This window comes from Pantoea sp. X-Soil-TKNS-1211, assembly GCF_059730495.1.
Genome location: NZ_AP035953.1, coordinates 2,480,521 through 2,507,374 on the forward strand (window position 1 = coordinate 2,480,521; position 26,854 = coordinate 2,507,374).

The 26,854-nt window shown below is 52.6% G+C and carries 23 protein-coding genes; 12 read left to right on the forward strand and 11 right to left on the reverse strand.

Going from position 1 to position 26,854, the window contains the following annotated elements; genetic code table 11:
• Positions 1-329: 329 nt before the first annotated feature.
• The 6 genes from yeaG (at position 330) to AC6I8W_RS11910 (ending at position 9,057) form a co-directional block, all read left to right on the forward strand.
• On the forward strand, positions 330-2,264 hold the full coding sequence (gene yeaG, locus AC6I8W_RS11885) for a protein kinase YeaG (protein WP_013509371.1): 1,935 nt from the start codon (positions 330-332) through the stop codon (positions 2,262-2,264).
• A gap of 91 nt (positions 2,265-2,355) precedes the next feature.
• Positions 2,356-3,633 (forward strand): YeaH/YhbH family protein, encoded by a 1,278-nt coding sequence (locus AC6I8W_RS11890; RefSeq protein WP_497835176.1) that lies wholly within the window; start codon positions 2,356-2,358, stop codon positions 3,631-3,633.
• A gap of 230 nt (positions 3,634-3,863) precedes the next feature.
• Complete coding sequence (locus tag AC6I8W_RS11895; protein WP_497835177.1) at positions 3,864-5,591, forward strand: potassium/proton antiporter; 1,728 nt, start codon at positions 3,864-3,866, stop codon at positions 5,589-5,591.
• 77 nt (positions 5,592-5,668) lie between these two features.
• Positions 5,669-5,902: a DUF1480 family protein gene (locus AC6I8W_RS11900; protein WP_497835178.1), complete on the forward strand. Its 234-nt coding sequence runs from the start codon at positions 5,669-5,671 to the stop codon at positions 5,900-5,902.
• Positions 5,903-6,280: 378 nt separating this feature from the next.
• Complete coding sequence (wbaP, locus tag AC6I8W_RS11905) at positions 6,281-7,747, forward strand: undecaprenyl-phosphate galactose phosphotransferase WbaP (RefSeq protein ID WP_497835179.1); 1,467 nt, start codon at positions 6,281-6,283, stop codon at positions 7,745-7,747.
• Positions 7,748-7,863: 116 nt separating this feature from the next.
• Positions 7,864-9,057, forward strand: a complete 1,194-nt coding sequence (locus AC6I8W_RS11910; RefSeq protein WP_497838175.1) for a multidrug effflux MFS transporter — start codon at positions 7,864-7,866, stop codon at positions 9,055-9,057.
• Here the strand turns inward: AC6I8W_RS11910 and dadX are convergent.
• Both dadX and AC6I8W_RS11920 read right to left on the reverse strand, forming a co-directional pair.
• Positions 9,050-10,120 (reverse strand): catabolic alanine racemase DadX, encoded by a 1,071-nt coding sequence (gene dadX, locus AC6I8W_RS11915; RefSeq protein WP_497835180.1) that lies wholly within the window; start codon positions 10,118-10,120, stop codon positions 9,050-9,052. The two genes, AC6I8W_RS11910 and dadX, sit on opposite strands and share 8 nt — an antisense overlap.
• Before the next feature lie 21 nt (positions 10,121-10,141).
• Positions 10,142-11,443, reverse strand: coding sequence for a D-amino acid dehydrogenase (locus AC6I8W_RS11920; RefSeq protein WP_497835181.1), 1,302 nt, complete (start codon positions 11,441-11,443; stop codon positions 10,142-10,144).
• Between the two features lie 503 nt (positions 11,444-11,946).
• Between AC6I8W_RS11920 and AC6I8W_RS11925 the strand changes: the two genes are divergently transcribed.
• Positions 11,947-13,482 (forward strand): SpoVR family protein, encoded by a 1,536-nt coding sequence (locus AC6I8W_RS11925; protein WP_497835182.1) that lies wholly within the window; start codon positions 11,947-11,949, stop codon positions 13,480-13,482.
• A gap of 63 nt (positions 13,483-13,545) precedes the next feature.
• Here the strand turns inward: AC6I8W_RS11925 and fadR are convergent, their stop codons facing one another.
• Positions 13,546-14,265 carry a fatty acid metabolism transcriptional regulator FadR gene (fadR, locus tag AC6I8W_RS11930; RefSeq protein ID WP_497835183.1) on the reverse strand — a complete coding sequence of 240 codons (720 nt, stop codon included), beginning with the start codon at positions 14,263-14,265 and terminating at the stop codon, positions 13,546-13,548.
• Positions 14,266-14,475: 210 nt separating this feature from the next.
• Here fadR and nhaB point away from each other — a divergent pair, with 210 nt between their 5' ends.
• Together nhaB and dsbB are read left to right on the forward strand one after the other, a co-directional pair.
• Entirely contained in the window at positions 14,476-16,005 is a 1,530-nt protein-coding gene (gene nhaB / locus AC6I8W_RS11935; protein ID WP_497835184.1) for a sodium/proton antiporter NhaB, read from the forward strand.
• A 120-nt stretch (positions 16,006-16,125) separates the two neighbouring features.
• Positions 16,126-16,656: a disulfide bond formation protein DsbB gene (gene dsbB / locus AC6I8W_RS11940; RefSeq protein ID WP_497835185.1), complete on the forward strand. Its 531-nt coding sequence runs from the start codon at positions 16,126-16,128 to the stop codon at positions 16,654-16,656.
• A gap of 35 nt (positions 16,657-16,691) precedes the next feature.
• Here the strand turns inward: dsbB and ycgN are convergent, their stop codons facing one another.
• The 3 genes from ycgN to AC6I8W_RS11955 all read right to left on the reverse strand — a co-directional run bounded on the left by ycgN (position 16,692) and on the right by AC6I8W_RS11955 (position 18,387).
• On the reverse strand, positions 16,692-17,138 hold the full coding sequence (ycgN, locus tag AC6I8W_RS11945) for a cysteine cluster protein YcgN (protein WP_497838176.1): 447 nt from the start codon (positions 17,136-17,138) through the stop codon (positions 16,692-16,694).
• A gap of 64 nt (positions 17,139-17,202) precedes the next feature.
• Positions 17,203-17,862, reverse strand: a complete 660-nt coding sequence (locus AC6I8W_RS11950) for a fumarylacetoacetate hydrolase family protein (RefSeq protein ID WP_497835186.1) — start codon at positions 17,860-17,862, stop codon at positions 17,203-17,205.
• A 249-nt stretch (positions 17,863-18,111) separates the two neighbouring features.
• On the reverse strand, positions 18,112-18,387 hold the full coding sequence (locus AC6I8W_RS11955; protein ID WP_021183021.1) for a YcgL domain-containing protein: 276 nt from the start codon (positions 18,385-18,387) through the stop codon (positions 18,112-18,114).
• Positions 18,388-18,540: 153 nt separating this feature from the next.
• Here AC6I8W_RS11955 and minC point away from each other — a divergent pair, with 153 nt between their 5' ends.
• Genes minC through minE form a run of 3 tightly spaced genes read left to right on the forward strand, consistent with a single transcriptional unit; the run spans position 18,541 to position 20,364 of the window.
• Complete coding sequence (minC, locus tag AC6I8W_RS11960) at positions 18,541-19,245, forward strand: septum site-determining protein MinC (protein WP_497835187.1); 705 nt, start codon at positions 18,541-18,543, stop codon at positions 19,243-19,245.
• A gap of 33 nt (positions 19,246-19,278) precedes the next feature.
• On the forward strand, positions 19,279-20,091 hold the full coding sequence (gene minD / locus AC6I8W_RS11965; protein WP_013509388.1) for a septum site-determining protein MinD: 813 nt from the start codon (positions 19,279-19,281) through the stop codon (positions 20,089-20,091).
• A gap of 3 nt (positions 20,092-20,094) precedes the next feature.
• Positions 20,095-20,364, forward strand: a complete 270-nt coding sequence (minE, locus tag AC6I8W_RS11970; RefSeq protein WP_013509389.1) for a cell division topological specificity factor MinE — start codon at positions 20,095-20,097, stop codon at positions 20,362-20,364.
• Positions 20,365-20,418: 54 nt separating this feature from the next.
• Here minE and rnd read toward each other — a convergent pair whose 3' ends face one another.
• The 5 genes from rnd to yoaA all read right to left on the reverse strand — a co-directional run bounded on the left by rnd (position 20,419) and on the right by yoaA (position 26,844).
• Positions 20,419-21,540 carry a ribonuclease D gene (rnd, locus tag AC6I8W_RS11975; protein WP_497835188.1) on the reverse strand — a complete coding sequence of 374 codons (1,122 nt, stop codon included), beginning with the start codon at positions 21,538-21,540 and terminating at the stop codon, positions 20,419-20,421.
• Positions 21,541-21,641: 101 nt separating this feature from the next.
• On the reverse strand, positions 21,642-23,315 hold the full coding sequence (fadD, locus tag AC6I8W_RS11980; RefSeq protein WP_497835189.1) for a long-chain-fatty-acid--CoA ligase FadD: 1,674 nt from the start codon (positions 23,313-23,315) through the stop codon (positions 21,642-21,644).
• Between the two features lie 211 nt (positions 23,316-23,526).
• Entirely contained in the window at positions 23,527-24,120 is a 594-nt protein-coding gene (locus tag AC6I8W_RS11985) for a Slp family lipoprotein (protein WP_497835190.1), read from the reverse strand.
• Positions 24,121-24,181: 61 nt separating this feature from the next.
• Entirely contained in the window at positions 24,182-24,880 is a 699-nt protein-coding gene (gene tsaB / locus AC6I8W_RS11990; RefSeq protein ID WP_497835191.1) for a tRNA (adenosine(37)-N6)-threonylcarbamoyltransferase complex dimerization subunit type 1 TsaB, read from the reverse strand.
• 53 nt (positions 24,881-24,933) lie between these two features.
• Complete coding sequence (gene yoaA / locus AC6I8W_RS11995) at positions 24,934-26,844, reverse strand: DNA repair helicase YoaA (protein ID WP_497835192.1); 1,911 nt, start codon at positions 26,842-26,844, stop codon at positions 24,934-24,936.
• Positions 26,845-26,854: the final 10 nt, after the last annotated feature.

A 26,854-nucleotide genomic window follows, 5' to 3' on the forward strand; every position in this document is an offset into this window, starting at 1 on the left:
TGTTGTTCACCGCAGCAGAATTGTCTGAAACCATCAAGACCGCTGCGATTTAAGAGGTTAGACACTTAAGCCTTATGAGACTTTGTTATTGATATATCGCTAAATAAGGAGAAGAAACGGAGGAAATTTCTTAAATGCCTTCTACAGTTAAAAGTAAGACGAGACTTTTTGTACGAGCAGAGTGACCATAAGAATTGTGTATCCCGATAAAAAATCGTCAGGTTGGCATAAGGGTTGCTGTACTCAATAGAGAATATCTTCCGGGAGCTGCAAGAGCATCTTAATTACGCTCCTTTACCTGTGCTAAAAACGAAAGGACGGGCATCGCTATGAATATATTCGATCACTATCGTCAGCGTTATGAAGCTGCCAAGGACGAAGAGTTCACACTGCAGGAATTCCTCGCAATTTGTAAGCAGGATCGCAGTGCATACGCCAACGCTGCAGAGCGACTATTGATGGCCATTGGTGAGCCGGTGATGGTTGATACTGCTCAGGAGCCACGCCTTTCCAGAATATTCTCGAATCGCGTCATTGGACGCTACCCTGCGTTTGAAGAGTTCTATGGCATGGAAGAAGCGATTGAACAAATCGTTTCTTACCTGAAACATGCTGCGCAAGGGTTGGAGGAGAAGAAACAGATTCTTTATCTTCTGGGTCCGGTAGGTGGCGGTAAATCATCCCTGGCTGAACGCCTTAAATCGTTGATGCAGCGCGTACCGATTTACGTGTTGAGCGCAGATGGCGAGCGTAGCCCGGTCAATGACCATCCGCTTTGCCTGTTTAACCCACAGGAAGACGCGAACATTCTCGAAAAAGAGTATGGCGTACCACGTCGTTACCTCGGCACCATTATGTCGCCGTGGGCGGCGAAGCGCCTGCACGATTTCGGCGGCGATATTACCCGCTTCAAAGTGGTTAAAGTATGGCCGTCAATCCTCGAACAGTTGGCGATTGCCAAAACTGAACCGGGTGACGAAAACAACCAGGATATCTCCGCACTGGTCGGGAAAGTGGATATCCGCAAACTGGAAAACCACGCGCAGAACGATCCCGATGCCTATGGCTACTCCGGCGCCTTGTGCCGCGCTAACCAGGGCATCATGGAATTCGTGGAGATGTTTAAAGCACCGATTAAAGTGCTGCATCCTCTGCTGACCGCCACGCAGGAAGGTAACTACAACGGTACCGAGGGTATTTCGGCGCTGCCGTTTAACGGCATCATTCTGGCGCACTCCAACGAATCAGAGTGGGTCACCTTCCGTAACAACAAAAACAACGAGGCGTTTCTTGACCGTGTTTACATCGTCAAAGTGCCTTACTGCCTGCGGGTTTCCGAAGAGATCAAAATCTACGAGAAACTGCTTAACCACAGTGAACTGGCAACCGCGCCATGCGCACCAGGTACACTGGAAACCCTGGCCCGTTTCTCCATTTTGTCGCGTTTGAAAGAGCCGGAAAACTCCAGTATCTACTCGAAAATGCGCGTCTATGATGGCGAAACGTTGAAAGATACCGATCCTAAAGCCAAATCCTGGCAGGAGTATCACGACTACGCTGGCGTGGATGAAGGGATGAACGGTCTCTCAACCCGCTTTGCCTTTAAAATTCTGTCGCGCGTGTTCAACTTCGACCATGCGGAAGTGGCCGCCAACCCGGTTCACCTGTTCTATGTGCTGGAACAGCAGATTGAACGTGAGCAGTTCCCGCAGGAGCAGGCGGAGAAATATCTGGAGCATCTGAAAGGCTACCTGATTCCGAAATATGCCGAATTTATCGGCAAAGAAATTCAGACCGCCTATCTGGAGTCCTACTCCGAATACGGTCAGAACATTTTTGATCGCTATGTCACCTACGCCGACTTCTGGATTCAGGATCAGGAATACCGAGATCCAGATACCGGACAACTGTTTGATCGCGAATCGCTGAACGCTGAGCTGGAGAAAATCGAGAAACCTGCCGGGATCAGTAACCCGAAAGATTTCCGTAACGAGATTGTCAACTTTGTACTGCGCGCCCGTGCGCATAACAGTGGACGCAATCCGAACTGGACCAGCTACGAAAAACTGCGCACGGTTATCGAGAAGAAAATGTTCTCGAATACCGAAGAGTTGCTGCCGGTGATTTCGTTCAACACTAAAACCTCAACGGACGAACAGAAAAAACACGATGATTTTGTCGACCGCATGATGGAGAAAGGTTATACCCGCAAACAGGTACGCCTGCTGTGCGAATGGTATCTCCGTGTGCGTAAATCGTCATAATTAGGTTTGTAAGCTAAACGGCGTTACGACGCCGGAAGAGGAAGGTCGGGCAAGCCCCGACCTGGCTTGCACTGTAGTTTGGGGGAATTTTATGGCCTATTTCATCGATCGGCGTCTGAACGGCAAGAATAAAAGCGCGGTCAATCGGCAGCGCTTTCTGCGCCGTTACAAGTCGCAAATCAAGCAGTCGATCTCCGAGGCCATTAATAAGCGTTCGGTTACCGACGTGGAAAGCGGCGAGTCCGTCTCCATTCCGATTGAAGACATCAACGAACCGATTTTCCATCAGGGCCGCGGCGGCAGTCGTCATCGCGTCCATCCCGGTAACGATCACTTTGTGCAGAACGACCGCGTCGAACGCCCCCAAGGTGGCGGCGGAGGCGGTGGTGGCGGCCAGGGCAATGCCAGTCAGGATGGTGAAGGCCAGGACGAGTTCGTCTTCCAGATTTCGAAAGATGAATACCTTGATCTGCTGTTTGAAGACCTTGCGCTGCCTAACCTGCGGAAGAATCAGCATCGTCAACTGAATGAATACAAAACCCATCGCGCTGGCTTCACCTCTAACGGGGTGCCTGCCAACATCAGCGTGGTGCGCTCACTGCAAAACTCACTGGCACGTCGTACCGCCATGACGGCCGGCAAACGCCGTATGCTGCATGAACTGGAAACGACGCTTAGCGAGGTGGAGAAATCCGAGCCAGCGCAGTTGCTGGAAGAGGAACGGTTGCGTAAGGAGATCGCCGAACTGCGCGCACGTATTGAACGCGTGCCGTTTATCGATACCTTCGACCTGCGTTACAAAAATTTTGAGAAACGTCCTGAACCGTCAAGCCAGGCGGTGATGTTCTGCCTGATGGACGTTTCAGGGTCAATGGACCAGGCCACCAAAGATATGGCGAAACGTTTTTATATTTTGCTCTACCTGTTCCTGAGCCGAACGTATAAAAACGTCGATGTGGTCTATATCCGCCACCACACCCAGGCGAAAGAAGTGGATGAACAGGAGTTCTTCTACTCACAGGAAACCGGGGGCACCATCGTTTCCAGCGCCCTGAAGCTGATGGATGAAGTGGTGAAAGAGCGTTATGACCCGTCACAGTGGAACATTTATGCTGCACAGGCATCGGATGGTGATAACTGGGCGGACGATTCCCCGCTGTGCCATGAGATTCTGGCGAAAAATCTCTTACCCGTGGTGCGCTATTACAGCTATATCGAGATAACGCGTCGCGCGCATCAGACCTTATGGCGTGAGTATGAGCATTTACAGGTCATGTTTGATAACTTCGCTATTCAGCACATCCGCGAGCCGGAAGATATTTATCCGGTATTTAGGGAGCTTTTCCACAAGCAAGTGGCAGAATCCTGATAAAAACAGCCGGTCACTGACCGGCTTTTTACTCTCTGCGCCCCCCTAAATCCCTCTACACCATGCAGATTTTGCTGGCAAATTTAACTACAGATGCCTCAACACCTGCCGATATTAAAAAATATGTCATTTTCCGCTGACAAGCTATTGATAAGGCATTATCTTTTGTCCTTGTCCGCGTGAAACCTACGCACGTCATCTTGATTGCCACCCGCCGCAGGAGAAAGCCGTTGAATGCCAGCATGGTTTACAGTTTGTTCATTATTGGTTCAGTGCTGGTCGCAGCAAGTATTCTGCTTAGCTCCTTCTCATCGCGCCTTGGCATACCGATTCTGGTGATCTTCCTCGCGCTGGGGATGCTGACGGGGGTTGATGGTATCGGCGGTATCGCTTTTGATAACTATCCGGTGGCCTACCTTGTTTCTAACCTGGCGCTGGCGATCATCCTGCTTGATGGTGGCATGCGCACCAAAGCCAGTTCATTCAAAGTTGCGCTCGGCCCGGCGTTATCGCTGGCGACTGTTGGGGTGATGATCACTGCCGGATTGACCGGGCTGGCCGCAGCCTGGCTGTTCCATCTCGATTTGATGCAGGGTTTTCTGATTGGTGCCATTATCGGTTCCACCGATGCTGCGGCGGTGTTCTCCCTGCTCGGCGATAAAGGATTGAACGAACGTGTCAGCGCGACGCTGGAAATCGAATCCGGCAGCAACGACCCGATGGCGGTGTTTCTGACCATCACCCTGATCGACATGATCCAGCAGGGACAAACTGGCCTGAGCTGGATGTTTATCGTGCACCTGGTGCAGCAGTTCGGTCTGGGAATTGTGCTGGGTCTGGGTGGCGGCTGGGCTTTGCAGCAGTTAATTAACCGCATCAACCTCGCGCAGGGGCTTTATCCGTTGCTGGCGCTGAGCGGTGGTATTATCGTGTTTGCCCTGACTACGGTGATGGAAGGCAGCGGGATTCTGGCGGTGTATTTATGCGGCTTCCTGTTAGGTAACAGTCCAATTCGCAACCGTCATGGCATCCTGCAAACCTTCGATGGCATGGCATGGCTGAGCCAGATTGGCATGTTTATCGTGCTGGGTCTGCTGGTGACACCGTCAGATTTGTGGCATATCGCCATTCCGGCGATGCTGCTGTCACTGTGGCTGATTCTGGTGGCACGCCCTCTGTCCATTCTGGTTGGCCTGCTGCCGTTTAAAGGCTTTACCGGACGCGAACGTATTTTTATCAGCTGGGTTGGACTACGAGGTGCCGTGCCAATCATCCTGGCGGTATTCCCGATGATGGCGGGGCTGGAGAACTCCTCGCTCTACTTCAACATTGCCTTCTTCGTGGTGCTGGTCTCGCTGATGCTCCAGGGCACATCCCTCGGTTTTGCGGCGCGCAAAGCCAAAGTGGTGGTGCCACCGACCGCCTCACCCATCAGCCGGGTCGGTCTGGATATTCATCCTGAGAACCCGTGGGAGCAATTCGTCTATCAACTTAGCGCCGATAAATGGTGTATTGGTGCCGCCCTGCGCGATTTGCAGATGCCGCGCGAAACGCGTATCGCTGCACTATTCCGTGACAACGTCTTAATGCATCCCAATGGCAGCACGCGCCTGAAGGAGGGCGACGTGTTATGTGTGATTGGTCGCGAACGCGATCTCCCTGCCCTCGGCAAAATGTTCAGTCAGTCTCCACCGGTAGCGCTCGACCAGCGTTTCTTTGGTGACTTTATTCTGGATGCCGATGCCCGCTTACGCGATGTGGCACAAATTTACGGGCTGGATCTGGATGAAGACACCAACGATCAGCAATCATTAGGCCAACTGGTGATGTCATTGCTGGGCAGTACGCCGGTGGTCGGAGACCAGGTTGAATGGAACCAGCTCACCTGGACGGTGGCGGAGAAAGAGGACAACCATATCCTGAAAATTGGTGTGCGCCCGGCGGAAGAGAAGGAATAATCCGAGCATATTCGATTCGTAAAGCGCGCAGGAGCGACTATGATCACTATTCCACCCTGCTCAAACGGGAGAATACGATGGGACATGTGGTTAAGATTGGTCGTTACGAGATCATCGATGCGGAACTGAACGCAGAAAAGCTCGACACCGTCAGCATCCCCTGCCTGACAAATCCCGGCCTGAGTTATCAGCTCGATGGCTGGGATCATGAGACCAGTGTACCGGCGTGGATTGATGGAAAGCCCGTCGATTTGGAGATCGGACACTATGACAAGCAGCAAGACCGCTGGGTATTAAAGAAACCTGCCTGAGTTAATTTATCACCGCCATGCGCTCCATATGGCGGTAATTCCTAAAAGCAGTCTTAAAATGAAGCGGTATACCCGATATTTTTTTGATTTTATCCTTTCTATTCAGATCGTTACAGCTCTTTTTTCGCAGGCAATTCTTTTCTTTTCAGACTATGTCCATATTAACGCCATCAAATATCTCCTGCATACTCATAAACGTTGCTGCAGAATTTTGTGACGACAATCACGTCACAAACGGTCCTTATCGTGCAGCGCTTATGGCAACGCTGATTTATATCTCGCTGAAATCACGCCCTTTCTTTTTTCAGCGGTCCACACCTGAGCGCGTACTTGATTCTGGTCAGGCCATCTTTTACTTAAGAAAAGAGAGCAGGTTTTATGGCAAGTACATTGGTAATAAACAATGCAGCCCGCTCATGGAGCGGCTTGCGAAAAAATATTATTGCGAAAATAGCCCTAAGCATTTCTGATTTAATTGCACTGAATCTGGCACTTTTTTTATCCGCCGCCACCATCCAGGGAATTTGGGGAGAACTGGACACCTTTATTCCACCGCAGCAAATTGAATACCGCTTCGTGGCTCAGCTCGGTCTTTCACTGCTTTGCACTTTATGGTTTTGGGTGCGCCTCCGTCATTACACCTATCGCAAGCCGTTCTGGTTCGAACTGAAAGAAATCGTCAAAACCCTGTTTGTTTTCTCCTTACTCGACCTGGCGCTGATAGCCTTCTCAAAGTGGGACTTCTCACGCATGGTCTGGCTGTTCAGCTGGAGCTATGCCCTGATACTGCTGCCGCTGATGCGTGCCGGGGTAAAACGCGCCATTAATCGCGCCGGTCAATGGCAAAAAGAGACCATCATTATCGGTTCAGGGAAAAACGCCCTCGAAGCCTATGCAGCCCTGCAAAGTGAAGAGATTCTTGGTTATAACGTGCAGGCGTTTATCGCCCTCGAAGACGACAAGCGCCCGGAACATGTCAATGGCGTGCCAGTCATTACCTGGGAAGATATTAACTGGCAAACCATGGATCGTGATAACACCCAATTTATCGTCGCCACCGAGTTCGAACAGCAGGTGGTGCGTGATAAATGGCTGAAGTTCCTCTCAAAAATGCAATGCCGTTCGGTTTCCGTCATCCCGACACTGCGCGGTGTACCGCTGTATGGCACGGATATGTCGTTTATCTTCAGTCATGAAGTGATGATCCTGCGCGTCAGCAATAATCTGGCAAAACGTTCTTCGCGTTTCCTCAAACGCAGCTTCGACATTATCGTCGCGTCATTGTTGCTGCTGTTCCTCGCACCGGTGTTTGCTCTGCTGTGCTGGATGGTGAAACGCGATGGCGGCAACGCTATCTATGGTCACGAGCGCGTGGGTTTTGAAGGCAAGAAGTTTCACTGCCTGAAATTCCGCTCAATGGTAACGAATTCACAGGAAGTGCTGCAAAACTTACTGGCGACCAGTGAAGAAGCACGTGCCGAGTGGGATCGGGACTTCAAACTGAAAAACGACCCACGCATCACCAAAATTGGCGGATTCCTGCGTAAAACCAGCCTCGATGAACTGCCGCAGCTGTGGAACGTGATCCGCGGTGAAATGAGTCTGGTGGGTCCACGTCCGGTGATTGAAGCCGAACTGGAGCGTTACGCCGGTGATGTGGATTACTACCTGATGGCGAAACCGGGGATGACCGGATTGTGGCAGGTGAGTGGACGTAACGATATCGACTACGATACCCGCGTCTACTTTGACTCCTGGTATGTGAAGAACTGGGCGCTGTGGACAGACATCGCCATTCTGTTTAAGACCGCTGGGGTGGTTCTGCGTCGCGACGGCGCCTATTGATACCCTCGACGCGATGTCTGTTGCAGTCTGGCAGACATCGCCTTTTTTAATCCTTTCCTTTTCCCGTCTTAATCATTACCCTTCCCGCTCGATTAACAGGATGTTTCTGGTTTGTGATGCAAAAATTTACCCTGCTGCTTTTAAGCCTGGTGCTGCTGGCACCGCTCGGCATTGATCTCTATCTGCCAACGTTACCGCAAATTGCCGAAGGGCTAAACAGCCCGGTGAGTCTGATCCAGACCACCATCCCACTGTTCTTACTGGTGATGGGAATCGGCCAACTGATCACCGGGCCGTTGGTTGATAACTTTGGCCGAAAACCCATTGCGTTGATTGGGCTGGCTCTCTACATCATCGGTAGCGCCGTGGCAGCCACCGCCACCGTCTGGCCGATGTTTGTCCTGGCACGCTTAATTCAGGGCTGTGCAGTGTGTTGTACGGCCGTGGTGGCCTTCAGCGGCGTACGCGACCGACTGAGCGGTGAGGCTGCGGCTCGCGCGTACGGCTTCCTCAATGGCGCACTCAATATCGTTCCCGCACTGGCACCCTTGCTGGGTGGCCTGTTGGCCGATGCCTGGGGCTGGCGTGCCCCCTTCTGGTTCCTGAGTGCCTACGCCATGGTGATTACGGCGATCGTGCTGCGGTGGCTGCCAGAAACCCGCCCTGCCAATACGCTGCGTGTTGCCGGATTGCCATTGGCACAGTATCTCGCCATCGCCCGTGAACCCCGTTTTCTTGCCTTCGCCTTTGCTAACGCTGGGGCACTCGGCATGGTGCTGACTTATGTATCGCTGGCACCCCATGTGCTGATGACCGAGGGTGGCTTAACGCCGCTCCAGTTTTCATTCGCCTTTGGTGCCAATGGATTCTGGATCATGCTGGTGAGTGCCTTTGTGAATAAAACCATTCGTAAAGCCGGACGTCCGTTCTGTCTGGCGATGGGCTTTGTCGCGATGCTGGTCGGTGCGCTGCTACTCACCGCAGGCATGACGCTGCTGCCTGCGACCTGGCAAACACATTGGTCGTTGTACATGATCCCTGTCGCCATCTCCGTCGCCGGTTTGGCGTTTACCGTCGGTCCGGCCACCAGCTATGCGCTGGAACCGTATCAGCAGCAGGCAGGTGTCGCCGCTGCATTACAGGGATTTATTCAGATGGCGTGCGGTGCAGGCGGCAGTCTGTTGGTGGTGGCGTTCCCACTGGCGGAGAAATCCGCGCTGGCGCTGATGATGCTGGCGGGTGCAGCGCTGGCGCTTATTGCCTGGCGCTGCAGTAAACGTATGCACGGTTCACTAACCGCAGTTAAATGATTTCCACCGGAACGCGTGGTGCCAGGGCGCACATCAACTCGTAGCCCACCGTTCCGGCCGCTTTTGCCACGTCATCGATTTTCACTTGTCCGCCCCACAATTCAACTTTCGAACCAATCCCCGCCTGCGGACAAGGTTCGAGATCGATCATAATCATATCCATCGAGATCGCCCCTACGGTACGCGTCAGGACCCCGTCCACGCTCACCGGCGTCCCCGTTGGTGCGTGGCGCGGATAGCCATCGGCATAGCCACAGGCCACCACACCAATGCGTTGTGCAGCGGATGCATGATAGCGATAGCCATAACCTACCCCATCACCAGCCTGTAATTGTTGAACACCGATGATTTCACTGGTCAGCGTCATCACTGGTTGGAGTCCGGTGCTGGCAATATCCTGCCAGTTGCCACTCGGCGAAGCACCATACAACACAATCCCCGGGCGAACCCAGTCGAAATGCGCTTCCGGATGCCACAGGGTAGCCGCCGAGTTCGACAACGAGCGTGGGCAGTTCAGCCCCTCCGCTGCCCGTTCAATGCGTTTCATCGGCTCGATGATTCCCTGCGGATTCTCTGCATCGGCGAAGTGCGCCATCAACGTCATCTCGCCGACATTTGGCAACGCCCGCAGCGCCTGCCAGGCGGCATTCACCTGCTCAGGGCGGAAACCGAGGCGATTCATGCCACTGTTCACTTTCACGTAAATATCGATCGGCGCAGCGAGTTGCGCCTGTGCCAGCGCCTGGATCTGCCAGTTGCTGTGCACGCTGGTCGTCAGGCGATAACGATCAATCAGTTGCAGATCTTCCGCACGGAAGAAACCTTCCAGCAGCAAAATCGGTTTTTTCCACCCCTGCTCGCGCAGCAGGATGGCTTCTTCCATGTTCAGTAGCGCGAACCCGTCGGTCTCAGCCAGGCTTTGCCAGACACGGCGGATACCGTGACCATAAGCGTTAGCCTTCACCACGGACCAGACGCGTGATGTGGGTGCCGCCTGACGAACGACGGCGAGATTATGTCGCAGCGCCTGTTGATTAATGGTGGCGACAATCGGACGTGACATGCTCTTGCTCTCCCTGAATGCTCAACGCGCTGCGTCAGCGTTACGCAACGGCGACGTGTTTGGCTCAAAACCCGGTAAATAACGCAGCACTGACAAATCGTCAGAGGCGATGGCCGGCTTCTGCCCGGAAATCAGATCGGCCAGCAACTGGCCGGAACCACAGGCCATCGTCCATCCCAGCGTACCATGTCCGGTATTAAGATAGAGATTTGAGATCGGTGTACGTCCGACAATCGGTGTACCGTCCGGCGTCATTGGACGCAAGCCGCTCCAGAACGTAGCCTGTTCAATATAACCGCCTTCAGGATAGAGATCGCTGACCACCATCTCCAGCGTTTCACGCCGTGCCGGCAACAGTTTGGTGTTAAAACCAACAATTTCCGCCATACCGCCCACGCGGATACGATCGTCAAAGCGCGTGACGGCAACTTTATAAGTTTCATCCAGAATGGTGGATACCGGGGCGGCATCCGCATTTTTAATCGGAATGGTCAGCGAATAGCCTTTCAACGGATAGACCGGAATGGTGACGATATCTTTCAGCAGCGCGGTCGAGTAAGAACCAAACGCCACCACATAAGCATCGGCTTTGATCACCTCATCGCCGTACTTCACACCGTAGATACGGTTACCTTCACGTAGCAGGTGATCCACCGGGGTATCGAAGCGGAAGGTGACGCCTGCGGCTGCGGCCAGTGCCGCCAGGCGCTGTGTAAACAACTGGCAATCGCCAGTTTCATCGTTTGGCAGGCGTAAACCGCCGGTCAGTTTATGGGCCGTCGCCGCCAGCGCCGGTTCGACACTTGCCAGTTCGTGGGACTCCAGTAGCTGGTAAGGCACCCCCGCCTCTTTCAGCACGGCAATATCTTTGCTGGCACTTTCGAATTGCTGACGAGTGCGGAACAGTTGCAACGTGCCGCCCTGACGGCCTTCGTAAGCAATGCCGGTTGATTCACGTAAGGCTTTAAGGCAGTCGCGGCTGTATTCCGCAATCCGCACCATCCGGCTTTTATTTTCCTGATAATGGCGCATATCGCAGTTGCGCAGCATGTTCCACATCCATTCCAGTTGGAAACGGCTGCCATCGAGGCGGATCGCCAATGGCGCATGACGCTGGAACATCCATTTAACCGCTTTGAGTGGCACGCCCGGAGCCGCCCAGGGAGCCGCATAGCCGGGAGAAATCTGTCCGGCATTGCCTGCACTGGTTTCCAGCGCCGCCCCGGGCTGACGATCAATGACAGTCACCTCATGTCCGGCCTGAGCCAGATACCAGGCGCTTGCGACGCCGACCACACCACTTCCCAGAATCACTACGCGCATAAGAGCCTCGCCACCATCACAAAAGCATAATTAACCACATATTAAGCCTGGCACAGCATAACCAGACAGCGGACATCACCTCACATCTGACAGTGTCATTTCACATGTTTTTTACCTTCCTGGTAACTAAAATCATGTCCTCACGACAAAATCAGGATTTTTTATGCTGAAAAGTCATAAATCAGCAATTTATGATGCAGGAATCAGTCATTTTCACTTTTTTCAGGAGAAAGCGCCGCAGTCATATATTGCTCTTATAATCAGCACTTTATGCTGCAAAGTGAACAATTAACCACATTTGAAGTTATGAAATCATTCGCGTGGATTTTTTGAATGATTTTGTGCCAAAAGAATTCGTTTGAGTTCCGGTTTCGGATAAGCGACAGTGGACTATCATTGATGTGTTCGCTCAGTTTTTTGGGCTGTCTTTCTCAGGATGAAGCCTTAAACGTTCGTGACAGGTGATATTCCGTTGCCTGCCACTCTGAAAACAGAGGTGCGCTATGACGACAATCTTTGACGAGCCAACCAGGAACAGTAAACGACTCAGTGACGGGCCTGACTGGACATTTGAGTTACTTGATGTCTATCTGGCAGAAATTGACCGCGTAGCCAAACTCTATGGGCTGGATACTTATCCGCACCAAATTGAAGTCATCACCTCCGAGCAGATGATGGACGCTTACTCCAGCGTGGGTATGCCGATCAACTATGCCCACTGGTCCTTCGGTAAGAAATTCATTGAGACCGAGCAACGTTATAAGCACGGGCAGCAAGGCCTGGCTTATGAGATCGTGATTAACTCCAATCCTTGTATCGCCTATCTGATGGAAGAGAACACCATGACGATGCAGGCGCTGGTGATGGCGCACGCCTGTTATGGTCACAACTCGTTCTTCAAAAATAATTATCTGTTCCGCAGCTGGACCGATGCCAGTTCGATTGTCGATTATCTGCTGTTTGCGCGTAATTACATCTCTGACTGCGAAGAGCGTTATGGTGTCGAAGAGGTCGAACGCTTACTGGACTCGTGCCATGCCCTGATGAATTACGGCGTGGATCGTTATAAACGCCCGCAAAAAATCTCCTTACAGGAAGAGAAAGCACGGCAAAAAAGCCGTGAAGAGTATCTGCAAAGCCAGGTTAATACGCTGTGGCGTACCCTGCCGCGTAAAGAGAAAGAGTCGGTGCAGGTTGAGGCCGCTCGTTATCCTTCTGAACCGCAGGAAAATTTACTCTATTTTATGGAGAAGAATGCGCCGTTGCTGGAACCGTGGCAGCGTGAGATGCTGCGCATCGTGCGTAAAGTTAGCCAGTATTTCTACCCACAAAAGCAAACCCAGGTGATGAATGAAGGCTGGGCAACTTTCTGGCATTACACCATCCTCAACCATATGTATGACGAGGGGAAAGTGTCGGAACGCTTTATGATGGAGTTTCTGCACAGCCATACCAACGTGGTGTTCCAGCCACCCTACAACAGCCCGTGGTATAACGGCATCAACCCGTATGCGCTCGGTTTTGCGATGTTCCAGGACATCAAACGGATTTGTCAGTCACCGACGGAGGAAGATCGTTACTGGTTCCCGGATATCGCCGGTTCCGACTGGCTGAAGACGCTGCACTTTGCCATGCGGGAATTCAAGGATGAAAGCTTTATCAGCCAGTTCCTGTCCCCCAAAGTGATGCGCGATTTCCGCCTGTTCACCGTGTTGGATGACGACCGCAACAATTATCTGGAGATTGCTGCGATTCATGATGAAGCGGGTTATCGAGCAATCCGCCAGCAACTGTCTGCGCAGTACAATCTGAGTAATCTGGAACCTAACATCCAGGTTTACAACGTTGATCTGCGCGGTGATCGCTCGCTGACGCTGCGTTACGTACCACAGCAACGTTCGCCACTGGATAAGAGCCGCCGCGAGGTACTGAAGCACGTGCACCGCCTGTGGGGCTTTGATGTCATTCTTGAGCAGCAAAATGAAGATGGCAGCGTAGAGCTGCTGGATCGCAGCCCGGCACGGGGTCCGGCGCTGTAATGACGACAAAAAAACCGCCATCATTTTGATGGCGGTTTTTTATTGTGCTAAGGCTGCGTTTAATTAACGCTTACTTCCCAAATCGTCCGGCATACTTTTCTGCATGCCGTGCCAGATTTCACCGCTACGACGTCCGTATTCACGCACACAATCCACAATCTGTTCCTGTGTCGGTTTAACCCCACAAAGATCAGCCAGTTGCTGATAGAAATTGCGCGCCGACTGACGTGCTTCCGGATTGGAGAAATAGTGGCGACCTACGCGGGTGTAAAGACCTTTCAGGCCATTGAGAATCAGACCGTAGATCGGGTTACCGGAGGCGAAAGCCAGACCACGGAACACACGATAGTCCAACTCGGTGTAAGCTTCGGCCTGATCGTCAGAACTCAGCGCGGTTTCCAACACATCGCGCGCTTTGTCAGGATGATGGCGCAATGCACGGCTGATAAAGATCGAAGCGATATTGGTACGCACCGACAGCAAATTATCAATCAGCTGCGGTACGCTGTCATGATCGAGCCTTGCCAGCGTTTCGAGAATGTTTAAGCCTGATGTTTCCCAAAAATCATTCACACGCGTGGGTTTACCGTGCTGAATAGTCAACCAGCCATCACGTGCCAGACGCTGTAAAACTTCACGCAGCGTGGTACGGGTCACCCCAATCAGTTCAGAAAGCTCACGTTCAGCAGGCAGAATCGACCCCGGCGGAAAACGACTGTTCCAGATGCTTTCAATAATATACTCTTCAGCAAATCCTGCAGGGCTTTGCGCCTTAATCACCATAGCATTTATTTCTCGTTGCTTTCTTTGTCGTAATTAGACTCATCATACCAGAGGGGCTATAGCGGATATAGCCTGGCAACGGATTAAAAGCGCGCGCTGTCGCAAAATTCTGCATTAACCAATGAACCCATTATCAACATTTGCGTATAGCGGTTGAGCGCATTACCCTTGGCAAAATTTTATAACATGGCATGACTTCAGGGAGAGCCAATGGAACTCACTTACGCGCAGGCATTTCGGCGCAATTTTCTTGGGCAGTCGCCCGATTGGTATAAGCTCGCAATCATCATTTTTCTGGTCATTAACCCACTGGTATTCTTTTTTGTTAGCCCGTTTTTAGCTGGCTGGCTATTGGTGGCAGAGTTCATCTTTACCCTGGGTATGGCATTGAAATGTCATCCGTTATTACCGGGAGGCCTGTTGGCTATTGAAGCCATCATGATTGGTATGGCCAGTGCAGAACAGGTTAAAGCGGAACTGGCTGGCAATATTGAGGTATTGCTACTGCTGATTTTTATGGTGGCAGGTATCTTCTTTATGAAGCAGCTGTTGCTGTTTGTATTTACGCGTATTCTATTGTCAGTACGCAGCAAGGCACTGTTAGGTCTGACATTTTGTTTGGCAGCGGCTTTCCTCTCCGCTTTTCTCGATGCACTCACTGTGCTGGCGGTGGTGATTAGCGTAGCGGTGGGATTTTACGATATCTATCATCGCGTGGCTTCTGCCAATCTGCCCGAACATGAAGAAGTTATTCAGCGTGAAACATTAGAAAAATTCCGCGCATTTCTGCGTAGTCTGATGATGCAAGCCGGTGTGGGTACCGCACTCGGGGGCGTGATGACGATGGTCGGTGAACCGCAGAACCTGATTATTGCTCACGCAGCAGGGTGGAACTTCACCGATTTCTTCTTACGGATGGCACCCGTCACAGTACCCGTACTACTGTGCGGTATTGTCACCAGCCTGTTGGTTGAGCATTTCCGTCTCTTTGGCTATGGCGAAACACTGCCTGACGGGGTACGCGCAATCCTGCTTGAGAGCGATAAGAAAGCCCGAGTACAGCGTACGCGTCAGGAGTCGCTGAAGCTTTTGGTACAGGCATTGATCGGGGTGTGGTTAATCATTGCTCTCGCCTTTCACCTCGCTGAGGTTGGCTTGATTGGACTGTCGGTGATTATTTTGGCCACATCACTCTGTGGGATTACCGATGAGCACACTTTAGGGCAGGCTTTTACCGAAGCCCTGCCGTTTACCGCCTTATTGGCCGTGTTCTTTGCCATCGTTGCCGTCATCATTGAACAACAGCTGTTCCAGCCATTAATTCACTTTGTGTTACTGGCTGACCCGGAGTCACAATTACGCTGGTTCTACGTCTTTAATGGCGTGCTATCGTCCATTTCGGATAATGTTTTTGTTGGTTCGGTTTACATCAATGAAGCCAAACATGCCTTGCAGAGCGGAGCCATTGACCTTCGACAATTTGAGCTACTGGCAGTTGCGACCAATACGGGTACCAACCTGCCTTCCGTTGCAACTCCCAACGGCCAGGCTGCATTTTTGTTTCTGCTGACCTCTGCACTGGCCCCGCTCATCCGCCTCTCTTATGGTCGTATGGTGTGGATGGCGCTGCCGTTCACCGTGGTACTTTCTCTGGTTGGTTTTTACTGCATTACTGAGTGGCTGGTGCCACTGACAGATTATATGATGCAGCACAATTGGATTAGCGCCACACAACTCTGAGGTTTTTTGGCCTGGATCAGGATAAGTCATTTTTATACATGATTTTTTCCTGCGTCCGGGCTGGCATGGTCACGCTTTTGGTTTACACTGCGAAACATTAATGGCTACAGGAAAGGCAATATGTTGCGATATTTGAACCAATGTTCGCGCGGACGCGGAGCCTGGTTATTGTTGGCACTGACGGCACTGGCACTCGAACTGACCGCGCTCTTTTTTCAACACGTCATGGGATTACAACCCTGTGTGATGTGTATTTATGAGCGTTGTGCGCTGTTTGGCGTGATGGGTGCGGGTATTGTCGGAGCTATTGCGCCGAAAACCCCGTTGCGCTGGGTGGCGATTGTCATCTGGCTGTACAGTGCGATTCAGGGGGTAAGACTCTCCTACGAACATACGATGATCCAGCTGCATCCGAACCCGTTTGTTACCTGTGATTTCGCTGCGCGCTTCCCGACCTGGCTGCCACTGGATAAATGGCTACCGGCAGTTTTTGTTGCCCGTGGTGACTGCGCCGCCATTGACTGGAGTTTCCTTGGCTGGAGCATGCCGCAGTGGATGATCGCCATTTTCGCGGCTTATCTGGTGGTCGGTCTGCTGGTCCTGATTGCTCAGCCCTTCAAAGCGAAACGCCGCGATCTGTTTGGCCGTTGAGCAAAATAAAACAGGCAGCTTCCGCTGCCTGTTTTTTATCCGTTGCGATCCGGTCGATCGATAATATGGTCTTCCCAATCCTGCACTTCGCTTTCGCGCACCGCGATATAACGCACCGAGATGCGCTGCGCATGCATTGCTTTCTTTGATCCCGCCACCAAAGGATGCCAGCCCGGCAACGTCTTACCTTCACCCAGCAGACGATAGGCGCAGGTACGCGGCAACCAGTTGAAGGTGGTGAGATTCTCACGCGTCAGCTTGATGCAATCTTCTTCATACTCAAACCGCCGCTCGTAGTTGCGACACTGACAGGTTTTGATGTTGAGCTGATTGCAGGCAACGTTGGTAAAATAGATTTCATCGGTATCCGCATCCTGCAATTTATTCAGGCAGCACTGACCACAGCCGTCGCACAGCGATTCCCACTCCGCGTCGTCCATTTGGTCCAGGCGTTTTGTCTGCCAGAAAGGTAAGTCTGTCATGATGGCGGTCCGAGTTAGCATAAAGACCGCACCTTATAAAGGTTCAGGTGCGGTGATGCAAGTTTTACAGCACGCGCGTGGTAATACCGTGACCGGCCAGCGAGATTTCCAGTTTGTCACCAGAACGCATCGGCCCCACCCCTTCCGGGGTACCGGTGAGCACCACATCGCCCGCGCGCAGCGTGAAATACTGGCTCATATAAGCAATCAACGGCAGGATTTTGTGGATCATATCCGAGGTTGTGCCATGCTGACGCACTTCGCCATTCACCACCAGCTTCAGCTCAATATTTTGTGGGTCGCCACTAAATTCAGCCGCCGGGATAAAACCAGACAGCGGGCAGGAATTATCAAAACCTTTGGATTTCTCCCACGGTTGGCCCGCTTTCTTCAGCCCTGCCTGCACGTCACGCAACGTCAAATCCAGCGCCACGCCATACCCGGCGATGGCTTTTGCTACATGCTCTTCATTCGCCTGCTTCAACGTAGCGCCAATCAATACCGCCAGTTCAACTTCGTGATGCACTTCACCGAAGTTACCCGGAATGGACAGTGGCTGACGCAAATCACACAGCGCAGTTTCTGGTTTGATAAACACCACCGGCTCAGTGGGCGTTGCGCTGCCCATCTCCTTAATGTGCTTAGCATAATTGCTGCCAACACAGACCACTTTACTGACCGGGTAATCCAACAAAGCGCCCTGCCAGTTACGATGCTGATACATGCTATTCCCCTGCTTTAGTTTGAGTGTGACGCCAGTCCGACTGGCGCGTTGTGTTTGCTTCAGTGCCGGAACGCGGCGGCTGAGGGTCAATATATTAAGCTGGTTTGCGACTGTGGGCTGTGCGGAAATTGTCAAAAGACGTTAATCGAACTCGCTTTATTGCCTGCAATAATGGGTTTAGCGCAGGCAAATAAATAAAACGATCTCCGCCGATGATTAAATCTGGATATATTTACAGATGAATCCGAATTAATCTTTTTTTCCCTGCTGAAGATGTATGTTCAGCAGACTTTCCGGTGGGGGTGGCAATTGTAAATAATAGCCCTGATCGCTCAACGCCTGCTTTACTTTATTGATATCCGCATTAGCCAGTTTGCCGCGTTTTTCCAGCGACAGCACCATTGCAAGCTGAGGTTTGCCGAAGCCGCGTAGCAATTCTTCCGGCACGCGGGAAAAATCGTCTTTTTTTTCAACATAAAGATAAGTTTGGTCGCGCTGCGGGCTTCTGTAGATCACACAAAACATATTTTTTACTCGAATTAACTGATGGCGTCACTTGCCTGAATATAGCAGTAACTATAACATGCTTGCTGAACTTCGAATATTGACCACGTGGTGTTAATGATGATTTTATCGGCATTCATCAGGTGGTAGTGAAAACAGGACGAGTCAGGACAGATGTCGCAAATGCCAATCGAATTCAAGGGAAGCAGTTTTACCCTGTCAGTCGTTCATCTGCACCATTCGCAACCTGAGGTGATTCGTCAGGCGTTGCAGGACAAAATCGATCAGGCGCCAGGCTTTCTGAAAAATGCGCCCGTGGTGCTGAATGTGTCGGCATTGAACGGCGACATCAACTGGAAGCAGATGCAACAGGCCGTGAGCGCGACAGGTTTACGCATCGTTGGCGTCAGTGGTTGTAAAGATGATGCGCTGAAAAAGATGATTGCGCGTGCCGGTTTGCCGGTGCTGTCTGAAGGGACCGATCGTAAGAAGCGCACTGAAACGCCGGTGGCTGCACCCGTGGCAGCTCCTGTCGTGGCTGAAACCGTCAATAAAACCCGCATCATCAATACGCCAGTACGTTCCGGCCAGCAAATCTATGCGCGCAATACTGATTTGATTGTCACCAGCAGCGTCAGTGCCGGTGCCGAGCTTGTTGCCGATGGCAACATCCATATTTATGGCATGATGCGCGGCCGCGCGCTGGCAGGAGCCAGCGGGGACCGCGACTGCCAGATTTTTTGCACCAACCTCGCCGCAGAGTTGGTCTCCATCGCCGGGGAGTACTGGATCATGGATCAGATTCCGGCAGAATTTTTTGGTAAAGCTGCGCGCCTGTGCCTCAAAGAGGGCGCGCTTACCATTCAGACACTTAATTAGGCCCCTTTTCTTTCGTTAAGGAAATCAACATTTATGGCACGCATCATTGTAGTTACATCCGGTAAAGGGGGCGTTGGCAAGACCACGTCAAGCGCGGCCATCGCCACTGGACTCGCGCAGAAAGGCAAAAAAACCGTGGTCATCGATTTTGATATCGGTCTGCGTAACCTCGACCTGATCATGGGCTGTGAACGTCGTGTCGTTTATGACTTCGTCAACGTGATTCAGGGCGATGCCACATTGAATCAGGCGCTGATTAAAGATAAGCGCACCGAGCAGCTCTACATTCTGCCTGCGTCGCAGACCCGCGACAAAGACGCCCTGACCCGTGAAGGCGTTGAGAAAGTACTGAACGACCTGGCAGCGATGGATTTTGATTTTGTGGTGTGTGATTCGCCTGCCGGTATCGAAACCGGTGCATTGATGGCGCTCTATTTCGCCGACGAAGCGATTATCACCACTAACCCGGAAGTTTCTTCTGTACGTGACTCCGACCGTATTCTTGGCATTATCGCGTCTAAGTCTCGTCGTGCAGAAAATGGCGAGGAAGCAGTGAAAGAGCACCTGCTGCTGACCCGCTACAACCCTGGCCGTGTGAGCCGTGGTGATATGTTGAGTATGGAAGACGTACTGGACATCCTGCGAATTCCGCTGGTTGGCGTAATTCCTGAAGATCAATCAGTACTGCGTGCCTCTAACCAGGGTGAACCCGTGATCCTTGACGCCACCTCAGATGCCGGTAAAGCCTATGCTGATACCGTAGACCGCCTGCTTGGCGAAGAACGCCCCTTCCGCTTTATTGAAGAAGAGAAGAAGGGTTTCCTGAAACGCCTGTTCGGGGGATAACCAATGGCATTACTTGATTTCTTTTTATCCCGTAAGAAGAACACAGCCAACATCGCCAAGGAAAGGCTGCAAATTATTGTGGCTGAACGCAGAAGGGGCGACAGTGAGCCCCATTATCTGCCGCAGCTTAAGCGCGATATTCTGGAAGTGATTTGCAAATATGTGAAGATTGACCCAGATATGGTGACCGTTCAGCTGGATCAGAAAGGGGATGATATCTCGATTCTGGAGCTGAACGTTACGCTACCGGAGACGGAAGAAGTCACCAAATGACGCGAGCGGTCTCCTGATTTTCCCCTGCGCCGTTTGCAGGGGAAAAATCTGCGTTTAATGCGTCTGCAAAATCTCGTCGATGCGCGCCTTCAGCAAATCGCCACGCCAGCCTGCGATCAATTCTGGTGTGCGTGAGGCATTTTTCAATCCCCAATGTACGCTCAACACCTGATTGATTTGACGGCGTGAAGCCAGCAGTTCCTGGCTAAAACCGCTCTCTTCGCTCACCTGCTGCACCAGCGCTTTAATGGCTTTAAAGGTTTGCTTATATTGCGGGTGATCAATCAGATTACCCAGCGGTTGTGGCAACGTGCTTTCATCCTGCACCTGCGCTTCAGCCACCATCGCGACCAACGCTTTACCGTGGAAGCGGATTTCATGACCATTCAGGCCTAAATGGTCCAGTTCACCGAGGCTGCCTGGCATAAAGCGCGCCACTTTCCACAGGTTCTCTTCGCGCACCACGAAGTTCACCGCCATATCCTTCTGTCGCGCAATATTCAACCGCCATGCGGCAAGGCGCTGTAACGCCGCCAACTGCCGGGGACGCAATTGCCAGGCATTGGTGATATCACGCCAGGCATCTTCGGGAGCCAGCACATCCAGACGACGCTGACATAAGATATCGCATTCGCTCAGCGCGGCAGCCATATTGCCGGCCGCTTCCGTTTGCGCCACCAGTTGATGGGCAATCGGCAACAGATAAGCCACATCCGCCGCTGCATATTCACACTGCCGTGCCGTCAGTGGGCGGGCCAGCCAGTCGGTACGTGCTTCGCTTTTATCCAGCTCGATTTGGTTAAAGTGCATCACCATCGCGGCAAAACCCCATGACAGAGGCTGACCGGCAAAAGCCGCCAGAATTTGGGTATCAACCATGGGGTCCGGCAGGCAGGCAAAACGATGCAAGAACACTTCGAGATCTTCACCGCCCGCGTGCAGAAATTTTGTTACCTGGGTATCACGCAGTAGCGCAACAAACGGAGTCCAGTCGCTAATGTTGAGAGGATCGATCAGAACCAATTGCTCGCCATCATACAGCTGGATCAACCCCAGTTGCGGATAGTAAGTACGGGTGCGAACAAATTCAGTATCCAACGCCACAGCAGTATGCTGACGTGCTTTGTCGCATACCGCCGCCAGTTGGTCATTTTGGTCGATCAGGGAATAATTCACGTTATGTTTTCGCTGCAGCCTGGTTCGCACAGCGCTCCATGTTAAAAGCAATAAAAACGCCGGACTGTGCCGGCGTTAACCTATGAGCGAGGTGTGCGTACCTACCCTTCCCGCTTCACCTCATCACGCAATTCACGACGTAAAATCTTGCCAACATTCGTTTTGGGCAACTCGTCGCGAAACTCGATAATCTTCGGCACTTTGTAGCCGGTGAGCTGACGACGACAGTGATCCAGCACTTCTTCTTTGGTCAAGGTGGGATCTTTTTTCACGATACACACTTTCACCGCTTCACCGGAAAGATCGCTCGGCACACCAATCGCGGCGGCCTCACGCACTTTCGCATGCTGCATCAACACATCTTCGATTTCGTTAGGATACACGTTAAAGCCCGACACCAGAATCATGTCTTTTTTACGATCGACGATGCGGATAAAGCCTTCGCTGTCCACGGTAACAATATCACCAGTATGCAGCCAGCCATTTTTTAACACTTCTGCGGTCGCGTCCGGATGTTGCCAGTAACCCACCATCACTTGTGGACCGCGTACGCACAACTCGCCAGGTTCGCCCGGCAGAACATCATGATCCTCTTCATCGACAATACGTACATCGGTAGAAGGCACCGGTAAACCGATACTGCCGGTATGACAGGTAATGTCGTACGGATTCACTGACACCAGCGGCGAACATTCCGTCAAACCGTAACCCTCCAGCAGGTAATGGCCGGTGAGTTTCTCCCAGCGTTCAGCCACGGCTTTCTGCACCGCCATACCGCCACCTGCGGACATGCGCAGGGTAGAGAAATCCAGCTTATTAAAGTTGGCATCGTTGAGCAGCGCGTTGAACAGCGTATTGACGCCAGTAATGGCGGTAAACGGGAACTTTGCCAGCTCCTTGACGAAGCCCGGAATGTCGCGTGGATTGGTGATCAACAGGTTCTGCCCACCGAGATCAAGAAACAGCAGGCAGTTCACCGTCAGCGCAAAGATATGGTACAGCGGTAGCGCGGTGACTACATTCTCCTTGCCCGGTCGCAACAGCTTGCCATAGGTGGCTTTAGCTTGTTCGAGGTTAGCCTGCATATTACCGTGCGTCAGCATCGCGCCTTTCGCCACCCCAGTTGTGCCACCGGTATATTGCAGAAACGCCAGGTCATCATTCGCCACATCAGGTCGCTGATGAACCAGTTGCTCGCCCTGCTGTAATGCCTGGCGGAAGGGAATCGCTCCCGGCAGATGGTATTTCGGCACCAACTTCTTCACGTAACGGACGACAAAGTTAACCAATGTGCCCTTAATCGGAGCCAGCTGATCCCCCATGCGGGTTAACATCACATGTTTGACTTGAGTCTCCGCCACCACTTTTTCGAGGGTGTGCGCAAAGTTCGAGACAATGACAATCGCACTGGCACCGCTGTCGTTGAGCTGATGCTTTAACTCGCGCGGCGTGTAGAGGGGATTAACGTTCACCACCACCATGCCTGCGCGTAGCACGCCAAACAGCGCCACCGGATACTGCAACAGGTTAGGCATCATCAGCGCCACCCGATCGCCCGCCTGGAGCTTCAGTCCCTGTTGCAACCAGGCGGCGAACGCCCGACTTTGCTGCTCCAGCTGGCGGTAGGTCATGGGTTGGCCCATGTTAACGAAAGCGACCTGATCGGCATAACGCGTTGCTGCATGCTCAAAAAGATCGATCAAAGAGGTATAACGGTCTGCAGTAATTTCCGCTGGTACATCCGGCGGATAGCGTTTCAGCCAAACCTTAGTCAAAGATTCACCCCGAGATTCTTGTTGCGTAGCCATCGCAGCCTCTGCCATCAGTGTTATTAACAATATTTTAACTGATTGTACCAGTTTGCCGGTGTCGACCTGTTCAGGTTGCGAGGCTCATCACTAAATTTCGCGCTTCGGTTGCGCACTCAATAAAAAGGCCCGTTCGCGTGCGCCGCGATCGGGCCGTAAGGAACTGATATAGAATAATTTATTCAGTCAGAATGGTTTCCACCTGCGCCGGACCGCTACTGTACATGCCCCAGTATGGATTAGGTCCCCAATATCCGGGATGATGGCGCGTCGGTCCGTAAAAAATCCACGGATCAATCGGTTGTGGTGGCGTCATAACCTGCTGCGTTAAATGCCAGCGTTGATAGCCTTTTACATCGATGACGACAAAATTGTAGCTGGCCTGGCCGATGGTGCCTTTTTCCGTCCCTTTGATATTGCCCAGTACGGTGACGTATTGGTTTTTCACATCAGTCGGATCGACAAATCCGTGAATGTCGGCAAAAATGCGGCCAACCGATGCCGATCCAAGACGCGGGCGGGCGCTGTCATCCAGCGGTTGGGTGGCGATTTCCAGACGCGTCAGGCCATTGAGATTGGTGACGTTCACCACTTTACCGCCAAAACGTGACTCCTGGCCGACATACAGCTGCGGCGCATTCATCACCCGTAATAAATCTTGCTGTGGAAGCTGCGAACTCCCTTTAATCGAATCTGGCACCGAAACACAACCGCTGATCAACAGCACGCAGGCTAACAGAGCGCCAGATATCCCTTTACGACTCATTGGCATAGCACTTCTCCTGTTATTTCTCAGATTAGACTGAGCGCGTAGCGATAAGTTGCGCGGCCCCTTAACGTCCCGGTAATTTTTTCCATGCCACTTCATTACGCAGGTAGACTGGCTCGGCATGTTCCACCGCCACGGTTTCACCCCGTTGCCAGGCCGCGAGCGCCAACGGCAGCATATCCTCGGCTGCAGGTAGCAATACCTCGCTGGCAACCAACTGTGCGCCCGGCGTGGTTAACAGCTGCGGATAGGCCTGCCAGCCAGTACCCACCGTGGTCCATTCCCCCTCCAGGCTGGCGATACGTGCCTGAGCGGCTTCCGGTGACAGCACAGCTTCGGTGTCTTCGCCTTGCCACTCGCCGTTGGTATCACGCTGATATTCCGCCCAATACACTTCCCCCATGCGCGCATCAATCGCTGCCAATACCCGCGTGGCACCACTCAGTCGCCACGCGCCTTGTGCCATGGTCGCTAGCGATGAGATGCCAATCATCGGCAGATTCGCCCCCAGTGCCAGGCCCTGGGCGATACCGATACCGATACGCACGCCGGTAAAACTGCCCGGTCCACGGCCAAACGCCAGCGCATCCAGTGCGGTCAGTTCGAGTTGTTGCGCCTGCAACAACGCCTGCACCAGCGGCAGAATACGTTGGGTATGGTCACGCGGGGCGATTTCGAAACGGGAATCAAGCTGTTGTTGATTCAGCAGCGCGGCAGAACAGGCTTCTGTCGCCGTGTCCAGGGCTAAAATTCGGGCGGACATAACAACCTCGGGAGATTCAAAATGGCGCGCATCTTAACACAGGCTGACACAAATTAGTGACTCTCCTGCTCGCGAACAAAACGGATGGCGCAGTCAAGATCGCGGGTACGTGGCGTGGGTGGCAAACTGTTGAGAAACAGCGCGCCATAGGGACGTGACACCAGACGCTGATCGCAAATGACCAGCACCCCACGATCGTCGGTATCACGGATCAAACGCCCCACCCCCTGTTTCAGGGTAATCACTGCATCGGGTAACTGTACGTCGTTAAACGGTTCACCACCGCGCAGACGACAATCCTCCATACGCGCTTTCAGCAACGGATCTTCCGGTGAGGTAAACGGTAGTTTATCGATAATCACCAGCGACAGCGCATCGCCCCGCACATCCACCCCTTCCCAGAAGCTGCTGGTGGCCACCAGTAAAGCATTACCCGCTTCAAGAAACTGTTTCAGCAACTGACCTTTACTGGTTTCTCCCTGCACCAATACCGGGAGGGTCATGGAGGCGCGGAATTCCGCCGCCAGTTCACGCATCATCATATGTGAGGTACATAAAAAGAAGCAGCGGCCTTTGTTGGCATCGATCAGCGGTTTCATCATCTGCGCCAATCGGCGTGCACCACCGGGGCGGTTTGGCTCAGGCAGGTTGCGCGGTACGCACAGCAACGCCTGGCGCGCATAATCGAACGGGCTATTGAGGATCAGCGTTTTCGCTTTATCCACACCCAGGCGGTGAGAGAAATGGCTCATCTGCTCATTCACCGCCAGCGTGGCGGAGGTGAAAATCCACGCAGCTTTGCGGTTATCCATGACTTCACGAAAACGCTCGGAGACAGAGAGTGGCGTCAGTGCAAGGGTGAAATGGCGGCTGGAACATTCATACCAGTAGCTGAAGCCCGGTTCATCAATGGCACGTAAGCGTTTCAGTCGGGTGCGGTAGAGGGCCGCACGCTCAAAGGCAGCATCCAGCAGCGCAGACCGCCCGAGCGACAATTTAATCACGTCGTAACAAAGTTCCAGCGCATCATCCAGCAGGGTCAACATACGCATCACATTATTGTCGCTCAGCAAGTCACGCAAGTTGCCGCGAAACCCGGGTTCTCCCAGCGTCAGACGGAAATCCTGGGTGCACTGCGCCAGACGGTCAGCAGATTTTTGCAACTGCTGCACATCACGCACTTCGGTACGGTACGCAATAATGATGTCTTTAACTAAATCGAGTAATTGGCGACTGGAGAGCTGCTGGCCGAAATACTGACTGGCGATATCCGGCAACTGATGCGCCTCATCGAAAATCATCACATCAGCCTCGGGGATTAGCTCACCAAAACCCCCTTCTTTCACCGCCAAATCAGCGAGGAAAAGATGGTGGTTCACCACCACCACATCAGCATCCATCGCCCGCTTACGGGCTTTAACCACAAAACACTCTTTATACAGCGGGCAATCACTGCCGAGGCAGTTGTCGTTGGTGCTGGTGACATAGGGCCATAGCGGGCTGTCTTCTGCTACGCCAGCACAGCTACTGATATCGCCATCCACGGTTTCCGATGACCAGCCACGCAGCGTAACCAGATCGCCCAGCGCCTGGACGCTGAGATCACCGCCGCTTTGCGTTTGCTGTTCCATACGCTCAAGGCAGAGATAGTTGGAACGCCCTTTCAGCAACGCCGTTTTGCCTTTGAACTTGAGCGCTCGTGCAATGGTGGGGAGATCGCGGTTATACAGCTGATCCTGCAACGCTTTGGAACCGGTGGAGATGATCACTTTTTTGTCAGCACGCAACGCAGGGGCGAGATAAGCATAAGTTTTGCCGGTGCCGGTGCCCGCTTCCACCACCAGTTCACCGCCGCTTTTCACTGCTTCCGCAACGGCCTGCGCCATCTCGCGCTGCGCTTCGCGGGGTTTAAAGCCAAGGATAGCCTGCGCCAACGCGCCTTCAGCTGCAAAATCGTCTGCCACACATCCTCAC